The organism is Thermus sp., from assembly GCF_040290245.1.
Classification (GTDB): domain Bacteria; phylum Deinococcota; class Deinococci; order Deinococcales; family Thermaceae; genus Thermus_A.
The window spans coordinates 642-15877 of record NZ_PSMQ01000036.1; the positions used below are offsets into that span (position 1 = coordinate 642).

Consider the following 15236-nt stretch of genomic DNA (forward strand, 5'->3'; position numbering starts at 1 on the left):
CCCCTGGGCTGGGTCGTCCGCCCAGCGCCTTTGGAAGCTTTCCGGAGCCCGGTAGCTCAGCATGGCGATGGCCCGGGCAAGCTTAAGCCCCTCGGGCTGGCGCTCATACCGCCCTTCGGCGAACCCGGGATCTTTCAAGATAGCCTCCCGGGAGAGGCGGTTGAAGGCCCGGGCCCATGGGCCATGCACTGGGGGAGCAGCGAGGACGACGAGCTTTTCCACTCGTTCCGGATACATGAGGGCAAACTCCAAGGCCACCATCCCCCCCAGGCTTCCCCCGATGACCGTAACCCTCTCCACCCCGAGGTGGTCCAAAAGCCGCGCCTGGGCCCGGGCCAGATCCCGGACGGTCAAGGGGGGAAAGTCCTGACCATAGGGACGGTCCGTCCGGGGGTCGATGGAAGTGGGACCGGTGGAGCCGTAACAGCTCCCCAGGTGGTTGGCCGAGACGACGTAGTAAAGCGCAGGATCCAGAACCCGCCCCGGCCCCACCAGGCCGTCCCACCAGCCCTCCCGGCCAAAAGCCCTTTCCAAGGGGGAGAGCCGGGCGAAGACCTCCTCCGAGTACTGGCCCGCCAGGTGGGCGCTCCCCGTGAGGGCGTGGAAGACCAAGACGGCGTTGTCCCGCCTCCTGGAAAGCCGTCCATAGGTCTCAAACCGGAGCCGGACCTCGGGCAGAAACCCCCCGAGCTCGGTGTAAAACCCCTCCCGCCGGGAAAAGAGGACCGCGGTCCGGGGCACAGGGGGCGGAACGCGCCTAGGGGAACGGGGGGGCTTGAGCAGGATGGCCTCGTGCTCCCCCCAGGTCTCCCAAAGCACGCTGGGCTCGCTCATGCCAGGGCCTCCTTAAGCTCCTCCTTTAGGTCCTCCAGGTGCTCGAGCCCCACGGAAAGCCGGACCAGCTCTGGGGAAACCCCCGCCAGGGCCTGCTCCTCCAAGGAGAGCTGGGAGTGGGTGGTGGAGGCGGGGTGGATGGCCAGGGTGCGGGTATCCCCCACGTTCGCCAGGTGGGAGATGAGCTTAAGCCGCGAGATAAAGCGCTTGGCCGCCTCATACCCACCCTTTAGGCCAAAGGTGAGAACGGCCCCCGGTCTTCCTTGGAAGTACTTCTGGGCCCGGGGGTAAGAGGGGTGGCCCTCTAGACCCGGGTAGTTCACCCAGGCCACCTGGGGCTGGTCTTTCAGCCAGTGGGCCAGGGCCAGGGTGTTCTCCACATGCCGCTCGGCCCTTAGGGAAAGGGTCTCCATCCCCAGCAAAAGAACCCAGGCCTCGAAGGGGCCCAGGGCCTGCCCCTGGTCGCGCAGGCCGTCCACCCGGGCCTTGACGATGAAGGCCAGATTCCCGAAGGCCTCGGTGAGCTTAAGGCCGTGATACCCCGGCTGGGGCTCGGTGAGGAGGGGGTACCGGCCATTCCCCCAGTCAAACCGCCCCCCATCCACGATGGCCCCGGCGATCACCGCCCCGTGCCCCCCGATCCATTTGGTGGCGGAGTGGGTGACCAAGGCCGCCCCATGCTCGAGGGGCCGGAAAAGATACCCCCCCATGCCGAAGGTGTTGTCCACCACCAGGGCCACCCCCCTCTCCCGGGCCGCCTGGGCCAGGCCCTCAAAATCCGGGATGTTCAGGGCAGGGTTCCCGATGCTCTCCACCCACCAGGCCCGGGTGTGCTCGTCCGTGAGAGCTAAAAACTCCTCCGGCTTCTCGTCTTGGCTGGTAAAGCGAACCTCGATCCCAAGCCGTTTCAGGGTGACCTTGAACTGGTTGTAGGTACCCCCGTAGAGGTTAGGGGTGGAGACGAGGTTGTCCCCCGCCTGGGCCAAGGTGGTGAGGAGGAGGAACTGGGCCGCGTGGCCGGAGGAGGTGGCCAGGGCCGCGGCGCCCCCCTCGAGGGCGGCCAGCCGCTTTTCAAAGACCTCCACCGTGGGGTTCATGATGCGGGAGTAGATGTTGCCAAAAGCCCTAAGGGCAAAGAGATCGGCCGCGTGCTCGGGGGAGTCGAACACGTAGCTGGTGGTGGGGTAGATGGGAACCTGTCTGGACTTGGTGCTGGGGTCCGGGGTGTACCCCGCATGGAGCTGGAGCGTCTCAAACCTCATCCTTGGCCTCCTTCCAAGTCCGCTTGGGGGCTTGGAGGGGCCTAAAAAAAGGCCCCTACTGTCCGTTCTCTCGGCCAGAAGGGGCTTTGCGCGTGGCGCTGTCCCCCTCCCTTATCAGCCCCGGGCGTTTCCCCCGCCCGGGTCGGTCTTGGCACCTTCCTGCCCATACCGGCGATGGTTCGGCAAGGCCAGGGGTTGCCGCGGCTTCACAGGGCCGACTCCCTCCACCGCTCTGGATAAGAGAACGGGTTTCTTTTGCCGCGCCCCCGCGCGGTTAGCCCTTAGTGTAAAAGCTCAGGGCTTCTTCGTCAAGGCGCGCTGGGCAAGCCTTCTTCCCGTGGGCGTATCGGCCAGCCCCCCTTCCCCTGTCTCCTTGAGCTCCAAAGGCAGGAGGCGGCCGATGCCCACCATGGCCAAAACCACCTCGTCCGGGGGGATGACGCTCCGGATCCCGGCTAGGGCCTGCTGGGCCGCGCTCACCGCATGAACGGCGTAAAACCCGTTCCGCATCACGCAGGGCACCTCCACGAACCCCCCCACGGGGTCGCAGACCAGGCCCAGGGTGTTCTGGAGGGCCAGCGCCGCCGCATGCACCGCGGCCTCCGCGCTCCCCGAAAGGAGCTCCACCACCGCCGCCGCGGCCATGGCTGCGCTAGGACCGATCTCCGCCTGGCAGCCCCCGCTGGCCCCAGCGATGTACATCTGGCGGCTGATGATCTTCCCGATTCCCGCCGCCAGGACCAGGGGCATGACCAGGTCCTCCAGCGAAAAGCCCAGGTGGTCGGCCACACCGAAAAGGGCCCCCGGAACCGTCCCCGCGCTCCCCGCCGTGGGTGCGGCCACAATCCGGCCCATGCGGGCGTTCTCCTCGTTCACCGCCATGGCGTAGGCCTGGACCCGTTTCAGAAGAGGGGCCTGGAGGGGGTCGTCCGCCTCCCAAAGGGTCTTGGCGTTCCAGCCCACCATCCCGGCGACGCTGGGAGCATCCGTGCGAAGCCCCCGGTCAATCGCCTCCCGCATGATGAGAAGCCGCTCCCTCATCTTGGCCAGGACCTCCTCCTGACCAAGCCCCGTCTCCTCGAGGTCCTCCCTCAAAACGTGCTCAGAGGCTTTCCCCGGAAGCCCGGCCAGGCTATTTAAGGTCAAAGGCATACCCTTATCATAAGGCCAGATGCGGGTCTTGATCGCGGATGACCACCCCCTCTTCCTCCTGGGGCTGAAGGCGGGCCTGGAGGCCGAGGGGATGGAGGTGGTGGCCATGGCCAAGGACGGGGAGGAGGCCCTGGCCATGGCGCTGAAGCTGAACCCCGAGGCGGTGCTTTTGGACCTGAAGATGCCCCACCTGGACGGCCTGGCCTGCTGCCGGAGGCTCCGGGAGGAGGGGTACACCGGCCTTATCGCCTTCCTGACCACCTACCTCGAGCCCGCCCTCCTTCTGGAAGCGCACCTGGCCGGAGCGGATGGGTACTTCTCCAAGGAGCTCTCCGCCCCCGAGATCCGGGAAAAGCTCCGGCGCCTGCAGCTTAAGGAGGAACGCCTGACCCTTCCCGAGCTGCCCCGCCTTACCCCAAGGGAGCAGGAGGTGCTCCGCCTTCTCGCCCAGGGGCTTGCGGCCAAGGAGATGGCCAAGGCCCTGAGGGTCTCACCGGAGACGGTGAAGGACCACCTGGAAAACATTTACGCCAAGCTCGAGGCCAAAAACCGGGTGGAGGCGGTGGCAAAGGCGAGAAGGCTTGGCCTCCTATAAAACGGGGCGGGCCCAAGCCCGCCCCAAAAGCCTAAAGACCTCAGGCCTGCTCGGCCTCGGAAGCCCGCACGGCCTCCTTGGCCGCTTGAGCGTCTTGGTCCACCCGCTTGCGATCCACCCGAAGCTTGCGGCGGATCTCCCTTTCGGAGAGCTCCCGGATGAAGTAGAGCCTGGCCCGGCGCGCCCGGCCCCGCTGGACGATCTCCACCTTCTCGATCAGGGGGGAGTGCATGGGGAAGATCCGCTCCACCCCTACCCCAAAGGAGACCTTGCGGACGGTGAATGAGCTGTTGAACCCGTTCCGCTTGACCTTGATGACCAACCCCTCGAAGTTCTGCACCCGGGTGCGGTTCCCCTCCTTCACCCGGTAGGCCACCCGCACCGTATCCCCAGGCCGGAAGTCCGGAAGGTCGGTCCGGGTGTACCTGGACTCCACCAGCTTCAAAAGCGCGCTACGGTTCATTCTTCCTCCCTCCCAGAGGAACCCCTAGGGGTTCATGGGCACCGCCTTTAAGTATACCCGTCCCGGTCCAGTTCGGCAAGAAAGGCCACCTCCTCCTGGCCCAGGTGGGCCTTGGCCAAAAGCTCTGGCCTCAGAAGGAGGGTCTTCCTAAGGGCTTCTTCCCTCCGGAACCGCTCGATCGCCCTGTGGTTGCCGCTTAGCAGCACCCTCGGAACCTCGAGGCCCCGGAAGACGGAGGGCCGGGTGTACTGGGGGAAGTCCAGAAGCCCCCGGGAGAAGGAGTCCTCCTCATGGCTCCTCTCGTCCCCAATAACCCCGGGAACGAGCCGGGCGGTGGCCTCCAAAAGGACCAAGGCCGCCGCCTCTCCCCCCATCAGGACGTAATCGCCGATGGAAACCACCCGGCTCACGAACCGCTCCACCCGGGCATCAAACCCCTCGTAGCGGCCAGAAAGGAGGACCAGATGGGACTTCCGCGCCAGGGCGCGGGCCATCTCCTGGGTGAAGACCTCCCCGGCAGGGGATAGGAGGATGACCTCGTCCGCGGGGAGGGCCCATTCGATCGCCTCCACCGCCACCTCCGGCTTGATGACCATCCCAGGCCCCCCTCCATAAGGGGCATCGTCCACCGTACGGTGCTTGTCCTTGGCAAACTCCCTAAGGTCCTTGATCCGGACCTCGATCAGACCCTTTTCCAGGGCCTTTTCTAAGAGGGACTCGGAAAGCCAAGGCCGGATGAGGCTGGGGAAAAGGGTCAGGATGGTGTAGCGCATCAGTCCAGAAGCCCCTCTATGGGCTCCACGCGGACGGCCTCCGCCTCCACCTGGACGTAGGGGGCCTGGAGGGGGATAAGCCGTTGGGCCCGGTCCCTAAGCCGGGGCCCCTCCCCTTCCACGATCAAGACGTCCTGGGCCCCGGTGTCCAAGACGTCCACCACCCGGCCCAAAAGCCTCTCCCCCACGTAGACGGGCAGGCCGATCAAATGGAAGTAGTAGAACCGCCCCTCCTCCAAAGGGGGAAGCTCCTCCGCCAGGGCGTAGACCCTGAGCCCCACCAGGGCCTCGGCCATCTCCCGGCTTGTCACCCCCACGAGCTGGACCACCAGGTCCGACCCCGCGCGGAAGACGTCCTGGATAGCCCGGAAGCCCTGCCCCTCTATGTAGACCCGCTCCAGGTGGAGGAGGACCTCCTCCCCCCGGAACTTAAGCCCCCCCGCCAGGGCATAAGGGCTTCCCAGGCGGCCAATCTCCACCAGCCGGCTCATCCGTTCATTTTACCTCCACCCTCGTTCGGCGTTTGGCATAGGCCCGGACCAGGGTGCGGATGGCCTCGATGACCCGGCCCTGGCGGCCGATGATCCGCCCCTTGTCGGAAGGATCCACGCTCACGTAGTAGACCACCCCCTCCCGGCTCCGCTTCTCCTCCACCTTGACCTTCTCGGGGTGGTCCACCACGCTCTTGGCCAGGTACTCCACCAGGTCACGCATCTTGGCGGAAGACCCCCGCCTGGCGGAGAAGCCTCCGGGCGGTGTCCGTGGGCTGGGCCCCCACGGAAAGCCAGTACCGGGCCCGTTCTACGTTGACCTTAAGCCAGTCCGGGGTAGTCTTTCGGGGGTCGTAGTAGCCGAGGCTCTCGAGGTATGCCCCATCCCGCTTGCGGCGGGCATCCGTGACCACGATGCGGTAATGGGGGTTATGCTTGGAGCCAAAACGGGAAAGCCGGATCTTGACCATCTTCTACCTCCTGAAAAATCCTCTTCCTTTCGTCTTTTCCAACCTCTTCATCAGGTCACGGGTCTCCTCAAAGCTCTTGAGGAACCGGTTGACCTCCTGCACGCTGGTGCCCGACCCCCGGGCGATGCGCTTTCGGCGCGAACCGTTGAGGATACGGGGGTTCTTGCGTTCCTCAGGGGTCATGGAGAGAAGGATGGCCTCGAGGCGGGCCAGGGCCCGGTCATCCACGGAGAGGTTCCGCACCTCCTTAGGAAGGCCGGGAAGCATAGAGAGGAGGTCCGAGAAGGAGCCCAGCTTCTTGACCTGCCTGAGCTGGGCAAGGAAGTCCTCCAGGGAGAGCTCCTTGGCCCTCTTAGGGGCCTCCGCCTCGATCTGCAACGCCTTCACCTTCTCGGCCAGGGTGGCCAGATCCCCCATCCCCAGGATGCGGCTCGCCATCCGGTCCGGGTAAAAGGCCTCGAGGCCCTCCATCTTCTCCGAAACCCCCACGAAGTAGATGGGCTTCCCGGTCACGTGCCGGGCGGAAAGGGCCGCCCCGCCCCGCGCGTCCCCGTCCAGCTTGGTGAGGATGAGGCCGCTGACCCCGATGCGCTCGTCAAAGACCCGGGCCACGGAAAGGGCCTCCTGGCCGGTCATGGCGTCCAAGACGAGGAGGGTTTCGGTGGGCTCGAGGACCCTTTTGAGCCTCGCCAGCTCCTCCATCAGGGCCTCGTCCACCTGGAGCCGGCCCGCGGTGTCCACCAAGACCAGGTCCCGCACCCCCTGGCGGACCGCCTCCTGGATGCGGCGCTTGGTGACCTCCGGGGCCTCCCGGTCCGCCACCTCCAAGACGGGCACCCCCACCTTCTCCCCTAGGATCCTGAGCTGTTCCCTGGCCGCAGGGCGCTGGGTATCCGCGGCCACCAGAAGGGGCCGCCTGCCCTTCTCCTTGTAGTACCGGGCGAGCTTGGCCAGGGTGGTGGTCTTTCCCGAACCCTGCAGACCCACGAGAAGCCAAAGGTTCCCCTCGGACTTTAAAAGGGGAGGGTGCGCCTCGCCACCCAGGGCCTCGGTGAGGGCCTCGTAGACCAAGGAGAGGACCTGCTCCGCGGGGGTGAGGCTTTCTAAAACCTTCTGCCCTAGGGCTTTGGCCTCAACGCCCTGGATGAAGGCGCGGGCCACCTCGAGGTTGACATCGGCCTCGATCAGGGCCCGCCGGATCTCCCGCAAAGTGCTTTTCAGCTCCTCCTCGGTGATCCGCCCCCGCCCCCTCAGGCGGTCCACCGCGCTCCGTATCCGCTGGGTGAGGTTCTCAAACATGCTCGCCCCTGGCCTAAAGGCCGGGTTCGAGGATAGACCACGGAAGTTGAGCATGTCAAGGGCAATTTTTCTGCGTTTTATACCTGGCTTTGTTGAGCCCATGCTGGCCAGGTGCTAGACTGGACACGGCTTTTTCCGCCATAGGGGGTGCACCGTGATCCGGGAACGCCTTTTATCCACGATCAGATCCGCTCTGGCGGAAGGAGAGACCGAAGGGCTCCGCGAGGCCTTGGAGGAGGCCCGGATCCAGGAGATCCTCGAGGTCTTTGACGAGCTCCCCGAGGAGGGGCAGCACCTCCTCCTCACCCTTTTGCCCAAGGACAAGGCCGCCCAGGTCTTCTCCGAGCTTTCCGCGGAGCTTCAGGCGGAGCACCTGAAGACCCTTCCCCCTTGGCGGGTGCAGGAGATCCTTGAGGAGCTCTCCCTGGACGACCTGGCGGACGCCCTTCAGGCGGTGAAAGAGGAGGACCCCGAGCTCGCCCGCCGCCTGAAGGCGTACCTGGACCCCAAGACCCAGGCCGAGGTGGAGGAGCTTACCCAGTACGAGGAGGACGAGGCGGGCGGCCTCATGACCCCCGAGTACGTGGCGGTGAGGGCCTCCATGACGGTGGAGGAGGTGCTGCGTTTCCTACGGCGGGCCGCCCCGGACGCGGAGACCATCTACTACCTCTACGTGGTGGACGAGGAGGGGCGGCTGATTGGGGTCCTCTCCTTAAGGGATCTGATCGTAGCCGATCCCAAAACCCGGGTCAAGGAGATCATGAACCCCGACGTGGTCTATGTCCGAACGGACACAGACCAGGAGGAGGTGGCCCGGCTCATGGCGGACTACGACTTCACCGTCCTCCCCGTGGTGGACGAATGGGGGCGGCTTGCCGGGATCGTCACCATCGACGACGTAGTGGATGTGCTGGAGGAGGAGGCCACGGAGGACATCCACAAGCTGGCGGCGGTGGATGTGCCGGACCTGGTCTACAGCGAGGCGGGGCCCTTGAGGCTCTGGCTGGCCCGCCTCCGCTGGCTGGTCATCCTCATCCTCACCGGAATGGTGACGAGCTCCATCCTCCAGGGCTTCGCCTCCGTCCTCGAGGCGGTCACCGCCCTGGCCTTCTACCTGCCCGTCCTTTTGGGTACGGGGGGCAATACGGGGAACCAGTCCGCCACCCTGATCATCCGGGCCCTGGCCACGCGGGACCTCGAGCCCAGGGACTGGAGGCGAATCCTTCTCAAGGAGGCCCTGGTGGGAAGCCTCCTGGGGGGAAGCCTGGCCTTGCTCCTGGTGGGCAAGGTGGCCCTGGATGGCCACACGGCCCTTTTACCCGTGGTGGGGCTCGCCCTCTTCCTCCTGGTCCTCTTCGCCAACCTGGTGGGGGCGATGCTCCCCCTCGGCCTAAGGCGGCTCGGGGTGGACCCGGCTCTGGTCTCCAATCCGCTGATCGCGACCCTTTCCGATGTGCTTGGGCTTCTCATCTACCTGCTTGTGGCCAGGCTTATCCTTAACCTTTAATGGAGCTGGAGATCCTCATCGAGTGGGCTAAGGGAAGCGAGGAGCGTTACGCCTTCCAAGGGGAGCGCCTCGTCCTCGTCAAGCGGGACCGGCCTCCCCCAGTGAACTATGGCTTCGTGCCCGACCTCATCAACCCCGCGGACGGGGAGGAGGTGGACGCGGTCCTTCTGGGAAGGCCCCTCCCTCCGGGAAGCCGGGCCAAGGGGAAGCTCCTTGGGCTTTTGCACTTGGAAGACGGGGACCACAAGCTGGTCCTTGGGAATAGACTGGAAGAAGTCGAGGAACTGATGGAGTGGTTCCCTCCTGGGCGGGCCCCTAGGCTTTTGGGCGCGGAAGCGGCCCGCGCCTTTTTGGCGGAGCGCCTCCAGGAGCGGGACAAATACCTGGGAGCGCTTTTGGGCCTGGCGGTGGGGGACGCCCTGGGGGCACAGGTGGAAGGCCTAGCCCCCGGGAGTTTCCCCAAGCTCCGAGGGATGAAAGGAGGCGGGCCCCATGCCCTGAGGGCGGGGGAATGGACGGACGACACCGCCATGGCCCTCCTCCTTGCGGAAAGCCTTCTGGAAAAGGGGTTTGACCCCCTTGATCAGATGCACCGGTACCTGCGTTGGTACCAGGAGGGGTACCCCAGCCCCAGGGGGTACGCCTTCGGGGTTGGGGAGACGACGAGAAAAAGCCTCCTGGCCTTCGCCCAAACCCAAGAACCCTTCTCCGGCCCCCCGGAGGGCGCGGGCAACGGAGGCCTGGTGCGCCTGGCCCCCCTAGCGATGGCCTACGCCAAAAGACTGGAGCTTTTGGAGTATGCCCGCCTCTCCACCCGGACCACCCATGGCCACCCCGCCGCCTTGGACTCGAGCCTTGTTTTGGCCTGGCTGATCGCCGAAGCCCTCCAGGGGGCCCCCAAGGAGGCCCTTTTAGCCATGGAGCCCCTGCGCACCCTCCATCTACACCCGGATGTGGCGGAGGTGGTGGGGGGAAGCTTCCTGAAGCGGGCTGAGGCCAAGGGGTATGCCCCAAGGACCCTCGAGGCCTCCCTTTACGCTTTCGCACATACCCTAAGCTTCGCCGAGGGCATGGAGCTTGCGGTCAACCTGGGAGAGGATGCGGATTCGGTGGGGGCGGTCTATGGCCAGCTGGCAGGGGCGTTTTACGGAAAGGAGAAAATCCCCCGGGCCTGGCTCCAGCCCCTCTACCTTCGGGAAAGGATAGAAGCCCTGGCCCTGGGCCTCTATAGGATGAGCATGGCATCCCCCAAGGAGTAGAACCGGTAGCGCTCCCGCACCGCCAAACGGTAGGCCTCCATGGTGCGCTCGTAGCCCAAAAAGGCGGCCACCAGCATTAGGAGAGTGGACCCTGGCAGGTGGAAGTTAGTGAAGAGGGCGTCTATGGCCTTGAAAGCGTAGGGGGGGCGGATGAAAAGCCGGGTCTCCCCCGCTCCCGCCACTACCCCTTCCCCCTTTTGGTAGGCGCTCTCCAGGGCCCGAACCACGGTGGTGCCCACCGCCACCACCCGCCGCCCCTCCGCCCGGGCCCGGTTCACCGCTTGGGCGGTCTCTTGGGGGATCTCGAAGGCCTCCGGATGCATCCCGTGTTTTTCCGGATCCCCCTTCACGGGGCGGAAGGTGCCGGGGCCCACGTGGAGGGTAAGGAAACGGAGCTCCACGCCCAGGGACTTAAGCCTTTCCAAAAGCTCCGGGGTGAAGTGAAGGCCCGCGGTCGGGGCGGCCACGGAACCCGGCCGCCGGGCGTAGACCGTCTGGTAGCGCTCGGGAGGGATCTTGGCCTTGATGTAGGGGGGAAGGGGCACCTCTCCCACCTCCTCGAGGTGGGAGAGGAGGTCGCCCTCAAAGCGGAGGAGGCGGACCCCGTCCGGCTCCACCCCCACCACCTCTGCCCAAAGCCCTTCCACCGGCTGAAGGGCCTTAGGGGAGAGAAAGGAAAGCCGCGTCCCCACAGGGGCCTTGCGGGCAGGGCCCAAAAGGGCCTCCCAAAGCCCCGGCGCCCTTTCCCGCACCAAGAGGACCTCCACCTTGCCCCCCGTGGGTTTTTGGGCCAAAAGCCTGGCAGGGATGACCTTGCTCTCGTTGAAGACCAGGAGATCCCCCGGGCGGAGGAAGTCCGGCAGGTCGCGTACCCGCTTGTGCTCCACCCGGAAGACGCCTTCCCGCCAGACCACCAGCATCCGGGCCATGTCCCGGGGCTCCACCCCCTCCTGGGCGATGAGCCCAGGGGGGAGGTCGTAATGGTAGGGCTCAGCCATTTTTGGCGGGCATGAAGGGGTCGGGGATGTCCGGAAGATGGATGAACCGGTCCACCGCATCGATGAGCCTTTGGGCGGTGGTTTCCCGAAAGGCGATGACCTCCACCCGGATCCCCCGCTCCATCAGGACCTCGAGGATCTCCACGAAATCCCCGTCCCCGCTTCCCAAGACCACGACGTCCAGATGGGGCATGAGCCGGACCATGTCCGCGGCGATGCCCATGTCCCAGTTCCCCTCGTAAATGGGCTTGCCTGCATCCGTGGTCTCCTTCAGGCTCAGGTACATCCGCCGCACCTTGTAGCCAATGGTGGAAAGCTTGTAGATGAAGGGCCAGGCGGAGGTATCCCCCTCCTTCTCGACCACATAGGCCGTGGCCCGGACCAGGCGGCGCCCCCCCACCGCATAGCGCAAGAGGCTTTCGAAATTTACGTTGCGTTCGTAGTAGTCGCGGGCGGAATGGTAAAGGTTCTGGGTGTCCACGAACACCCCCACCCGCTGCTCGGGGTACTGGCCCAGGGGCTCCATATCCCTTAGCTTACCCCGCGTTTCTAAGCCCCGCCGCCACCCCAAGAAGGGAGAGCATCAGCCCCCGTTTGAGGGCCTCGTCCTGGGAGAGCCTGTACCGTTTGAGGAGCTCCACCTGGACGAAGTTGATGGGGTCCACATAGGGGTTTCGGAGCTCGATCTGTCGGGCCAGGGTCCTTTGGTTGTGGAGAAGAGGGGCCTGGAAGATGGCCTCGAGGAGGGCCACGGTCTTCTGGTACTCCTCCTCTATCCGGAAGAAGAAGGGGTGAAGGGGTTCGGGCACGAGCCTAAGGTAAAGCCGGGCCACCCCCAGGTCCGCCTTGGCCAAGGCCATGGCCGCGCTTTCCAAGGTGGTGGCGAAGAAGGGCCAGGCTCGGTACATCTCCTGAAGGAGGGATAAAGGGAGGGCTTCAAGAGCGGAAAGCCCGTACCAACCAGGGAGGATGACCCGGACTTGTGTCCAGGCCATGACCCAGGGAATGGCCCTGAGGTCCCGCACGTCCCGCACCCGGCCATGCCGGTAGACCGGCCGGCTGGCAATGGGCAGCTCGGAAAGCTCCCGGATGGGGGTAAAGGCCTCAAAGAATTCGAAAAACCCCTCGGCCTCCAGAAGGGACCGGTAGCGGCGGACACTTTCGAAGGCTGCCTCCTTAAGGGCATCCCTCCACCCGGGGAGGGGGGGTTGGCCATCCCCCAAGGCCGCCTGGGCAAAATGGAAAAGAAGCTGCTCCAGGTGCCTAAGGGCCAGCTCGGGGTGGCTGTACCGGTCGGCCAACGCCTCCCCCTGCTCCGTGAGCCGGATCCTCTTCCCCACCGAGCCCGGGGGCAGGCCGGCGATGGCCCGGCCCGCAGGCCCGCCGCCCCGGGCGGTGGAGGTCCCCCGGCCGTGGAAGAAATAGACAGGGACTCCCTTCTCCCGCCCCACCTGAGCGATGGCCTCCTGGGCCTCGTACAGGGCGAGGTTGGCGGCCAGAAACCCTGCGTCCTTGTTGGAGTCGGAGTAGCCGATCATGACCTCGAGCCCCCCCCGGGCCCGGACATGGGCCAGGAAGACGGGGTTTTCCAAAAGCCTTCTCACCCCTTCCGGGGCCCCCTCCAGGTCCTTTAGGGTCTCAAAAAGAGGGACCACGTCAAAGGGCACCCCCTCCCCCACCCGGTAAAGCCCCACCTCCCGGGCGAGGAGGAAGACCGCAAGGAGGTCCCGGGGATGATGGGTCATGGAGACCACGTGCGCACCCCGGTCTCTCCAGGCCTTGAGCGCCCCCAAAGCCACCTTGAGCGCCTCCCCTTCCGGCTCGTAGCCCACGGGGGCCAAAGGGCGAGGCGAAAAGAGCTCCTGGGTGAAGAGGGCCTCCTGCGCCTCGGGCGAAAGGGAAAGCACATTGGGATGAACCCCTCCCGCCCGGAAAAGCTCCGCCACCGCCTCCAAAAGCCGCCCCGACTCCTCCCGAAGGTCCAAGGGGACAAGCTCAAGCCCGAAGGCAAGCAGCCTCGTCCTCAAGGGATCTAGATGGATCCGGACCACCGTGGGAAGCCTCCAAAGCCCCCGCCTGGCCTTCTCCACCCGGCGGAGAAGATCCTGGGTATTGGCCTCGGAAAGCCGCTGGGCCAGGCGAAGGAAGAACCGGCGGTAGGGCTCTCCCAAAAACCGCTCCACCCCTTCCCCCTCCTCCCGCACCTCCCGGGGGGCAGGGACGCGCTCCTCAGAAAGGGAGAGGTCCCGGATGAGCCGGTCCAGCTCCTGAAGGAGCTTTTCCCGCGCCACCTTCCGCGCGTACTCCCCGGCAAACCGGGTGACCTCGGGGGTCACATGGGGGTTCCCGTCCCGGTCCCCCCCGATCCAGCTCCTAAAGCGCACAAAGGGGGGGAGGGAAGGCCTTTTTCCGTAGACCCGTTCCACCGCCTCCTCCAAAGCCCCTACCGCCTTGGGCACCGCCTGCCACAAGGTGGTGGGAAGGTAGTAAAGCCCCCCCTTGATCTCGTCCTCCACCGTGGGGCGCATCTTCCGAATCTCCTCCGTGGCGTAAAGGAGGATGACCCGGGCAAAGAGGCGCTCCTGACCTCCCTCCTCGAGTTCCTCCTGGAGGGCCTCGAGGTGGTGGCGGAGGGTCCGCCTGCGGGTCTCGGTGGGATGGGCGGTAAAGGTGAGGTAAAGGGTCAGGGAGGAAAGATGGGCCACCACCTCCTCGTAGGAAAGCCCCCGGTCCTTAAGCGCTTTGACCAGGGCCAGAAAGGACTCCGGCCTAGGGGCCTCGAGGGTTTCGGCCTCAGCCCTAAGCCGGTTGACCCGCACCCGGTGCCGCTCCTCCGCCAGGTTGACCAGGTGGAAGTACTGGGTAAAGGCCCGCACCAAGGCCTCGGCCTCCTCCGGGGAGAGGCTTTGGATGCGCCGGACCAGGGCCTCCGCCACCTCCTCCCCCCGCCGCCTGGCCTTGGCCATCTGCCGGACCTCCTCCACCAGTGCGTAGAAGCGCTCCCCCGAGACCGCTTTGATCGCCTCCCCCAGAAGGCGGCCCAGAAGGTCCACCTCCCGCTTTAACGCCTCAAAGGGTTCGGTCACGGCTCCTCCCAGAGATAGGGGCTGATATAGACCCCTTTCCCCCCCTCAAAGACCAGCTCCGTGGCGTGGAACCGGGCAGGCCCCTCTGCGGCCCGAAAAGGCTGGGGCCTAGCGGTGAGAAAGCGGGCGAGAAAGGTCTCAATCTCCCCTCCTATAACAGAGCGGTAGGTCCCGGTCATGCCCACATCCGTCTGGTACAGGGTCCCCTTAGGCAAAGGCCCGGCGTCCAGGGTGGGCACATGGGTGTGGGTGCCCAAGACGGCGGTCACCCGGCCGTCCAGGTAGTGGGCCAGGGCCATCTTCTCGCTGGTGGCCTCCGCATGGACCTCCACCAGAACATAGTCTGCCGCCTCCGCCTCGAGGATCCGGTCCACGGTGCGGAAAGGGTCGTCCAAAGGATCCATGAAAACCCGGCCCATGACCTGGATAAACAGGAGGCTCTCCTCCCCCACCTCGAGCCGCCACCACCCCCGGCCCGGGGTTCCCGGGGGGTAGTTGGCCGCCCGGACCAGGGGCTCCGTTTCCAAAAGCCCGTATACCTCCTTGTGGTCGAAGGCATGGTTGCCCAAGGAGACGAGGTCTACCCCCGCCTCCCGGAGCATCCGGTAGGCCCGTTTGTTTAGGCCCTTACCCGAGGCGGCGTTCTCCCCATTGGCGATGACCAGGTCGTAGGCCTCCCGGATATCCGGAAGGTGAAGGCTCACCGCCCTTAGGCCCGGCTCCCCCATCACGTCCCCGATGAAAAGAAGGCGCATACAGGGGCATTTTAAAGCCTCCGCCCGACCAGGCGGAAAAGGTCAAGCCTCATCGGCCTGCCTCAGGACCAGAACCCGCCCCCTCTTCCTCAGGACAAACCGGCCGGACCTGGAAAGAAGAGCGGCGGCCCCCAGGCTCGGGATAAGGGCGGTCAGGCTGGCGAGGCGTAGGAAAGGAAGGAGGGCTGAAGGACCAGAAAAGGCCCTCCCGGGAACGAAGACCAAGGAAGAAGGATGGGCCAAAGCCTTGGCTTCCTCCAAAGGCGGGAAAGGAGGGCCAGGCGAAGCCCTG

General features: G+C 65.6%; 17 protein-coding genes and 1 riboswitch. Of the genes, 3 read left to right on the plus strand and 14 right to left on the minus strand.

Features of this window, described 5'->3' with window-relative positions:
* The 3 genes from C4301_RS06300 to sdaAA form a co-directional block, all read right to left on the minus strand.
* Nucleotides 1-834 (minus strand): homoserine O-acetyltransferase family protein (locus C4301_RS06300; protein ID WP_352414251.1); only part of this gene is annotated, 834 nt, incomplete at its 3' end.
* The gene (locus C4301_RS06305; protein WP_352414252.1) at nt 831-2096 is read right to left on the minus strand and encodes an O-acetylhomoserine aminocarboxypropyltransferase/cysteine synthase family protein; all 1266 of its coding nucleotides are present in this window, start codon (nt 2094-2096) and stop codon (nt 831-833) included. The genes C4301_RS06300 and C4301_RS06305, both read right to left, overlap by 4 nt.
* Nucleotides 2097-2204: 108 nt before the next feature.
* A riboswitch (SAM riboswitch) is annotated at nt 2205-2339 on the minus strand.
* Nucleotides 2340-2390: 51 nt separating this feature from the next.
* Nucleotides 2391-3248 (minus strand): L-serine ammonia-lyase, iron-sulfur-dependent, subunit alpha, encoded by an 858-nt coding sequence (gene sdaAA, locus C4301_RS06310; protein WP_352414253.1) that lies wholly within the window; start codon nt 3246-3248, stop codon nt 2391-2393.
* Nucleotides 3249-3267: 19 nt separating this feature from the next.
* Between sdaAA and C4301_RS06315 the strand changes: the two genes are divergently transcribed.
* Nucleotides 3268-3843 (plus strand): response regulator transcription factor, encoded by a 576-nt coding sequence (locus C4301_RS06315; RefSeq protein ID WP_352414254.1) that lies wholly within the window; start codon nt 3268-3270, stop codon nt 3841-3843.
* A gap of 40 nt (nt 3844-3883) precedes the next feature.
* Here the strand turns inward: C4301_RS06315 and rplS are convergent, their stop codons facing one another.
* The 6 genes from rplS to ffh are packed head-to-tail and all read right to left on the minus strand — an operon-like array spanning nt 3884 to nt 7339.
* A complete protein-coding gene (gene rplS / locus C4301_RS06320; protein WP_352414255.1) occupies nt 3884-4306 on the minus strand; it encodes a 50S ribosomal protein L19 in 423 nt (140 codons plus the stop codon).
* A gap of 47 nt (nt 4307-4353) precedes the next feature.
* Nucleotides 4354-5079: a tRNA (guanosine(37)-N1)-methyltransferase TrmD gene (gene trmD / locus C4301_RS06325; protein ID WP_352414256.1), complete on the minus strand. Its 726-nt coding sequence runs from the start codon at nt 5077-5079 to the stop codon at nt 4354-4356.
* A complete protein-coding gene (gene rimM / locus C4301_RS06330; protein WP_352414257.1) occupies nt 5079-5570 on the minus strand; it encodes a ribosome maturation factor RimM in 492 nt (163 codons plus the stop codon). Before rimM ends, trmD begins: the two co-directional genes overlap by 1 nt.
* A 4-nt stretch (nt 5571-5574) precedes the next feature.
* Complete coding sequence (locus C4301_RS06335; RefSeq protein ID WP_352414258.1) at nt 5575-5793, minus strand: KH domain-containing protein; 219 nt, start codon at nt 5791-5793, stop codon at nt 5575-5577.
* Nucleotides 5786-6040, minus strand: a complete 255-nt coding sequence (gene rpsP / locus C4301_RS06340; RefSeq protein WP_352414259.1) for a 30S ribosomal protein S16 — start codon at nt 6038-6040, stop codon at nt 5786-5788. The genes C4301_RS06335 and rpsP overlap by 8 nt, the downstream gene beginning before the upstream one ends.
* A 3-nt stretch (nt 6041-6043) precedes the next feature.
* A complete protein-coding gene (gene ffh / locus C4301_RS06345) occupies nt 6044-7339 on the minus strand; it encodes a signal recognition particle protein (protein ID WP_352414266.1) in 1296 nt (431 codons plus the stop codon).
* Nucleotides 7340-7496: 157 nt separating this feature from the next.
* Here ffh and mgtE point away from each other — a divergent pair, with 157 nt between their 5' ends.
* Nucleotides 7497-8846, plus strand: coding sequence for a magnesium transporter (gene mgtE, locus C4301_RS06350; RefSeq protein WP_352414267.1), 1350 nt, complete (start codon nt 7497-7499; stop codon nt 8844-8846).
* On the plus strand, nt 8846-10105 hold the full coding sequence (locus C4301_RS06355; protein WP_352414260.1) for an ADP-ribosylglycohydrolase family protein: 1260 nt from the start codon (nt 8846-8848) through the stop codon (nt 10103-10105). Before mgtE ends, C4301_RS06355 begins: the two co-directional genes overlap by 1 nt.
* On the opposite strand, the gene queA is transcribed toward C4301_RS06355, so the two are convergent.
* The 5 genes from queA to C4301_RS06380 form a co-directional block, all read right to left on the minus strand.
* Entirely contained in the window at nt 10072-11103 is a 1032-nt protein-coding gene (gene queA / locus C4301_RS06360; RefSeq protein WP_352414261.1) for a tRNA preQ1(34) S-adenosylmethionine ribosyltransferase-isomerase QueA, read from the minus strand. The genes C4301_RS06355 and queA overlap by 34 nt on opposite strands.
* The gene (locus tag C4301_RS06365; protein WP_352414262.1) at nt 11096-11629 is read right to left on the minus strand and encodes a LabA-like NYN domain-containing protein; all 534 of its coding nucleotides are present in this window, start codon (nt 11627-11629) and stop codon (nt 11096-11098) included. Before C4301_RS06365 ends, queA begins: the two co-directional genes overlap by 8 nt.
* A gap of 10 nt (nt 11630-11639) precedes the next feature.
* Nucleotides 11640-14189: a phosphoenolpyruvate carboxylase gene (locus C4301_RS06370; protein WP_352414263.1), complete on the minus strand. Its 2550-nt coding sequence runs from the start codon at nt 14187-14189 to the stop codon at nt 11640-11642.
* A complete protein-coding gene (locus C4301_RS06375; RefSeq protein WP_352414264.1) occupies nt 14186-14944 on the minus strand; it encodes a TIGR00282 family metallophosphoesterase in 759 nt (252 codons plus the stop codon). Before C4301_RS06375 ends, C4301_RS06370 begins: the two co-directional genes overlap by 4 nt.
* Before the next feature lie 42 nt (nt 14945-14986).
* Nucleotides 14987-15236: hypothetical protein (locus C4301_RS06380; protein ID WP_352414265.1), on the minus strand; the 250-nt coding region annotated here is incomplete at its 5' end.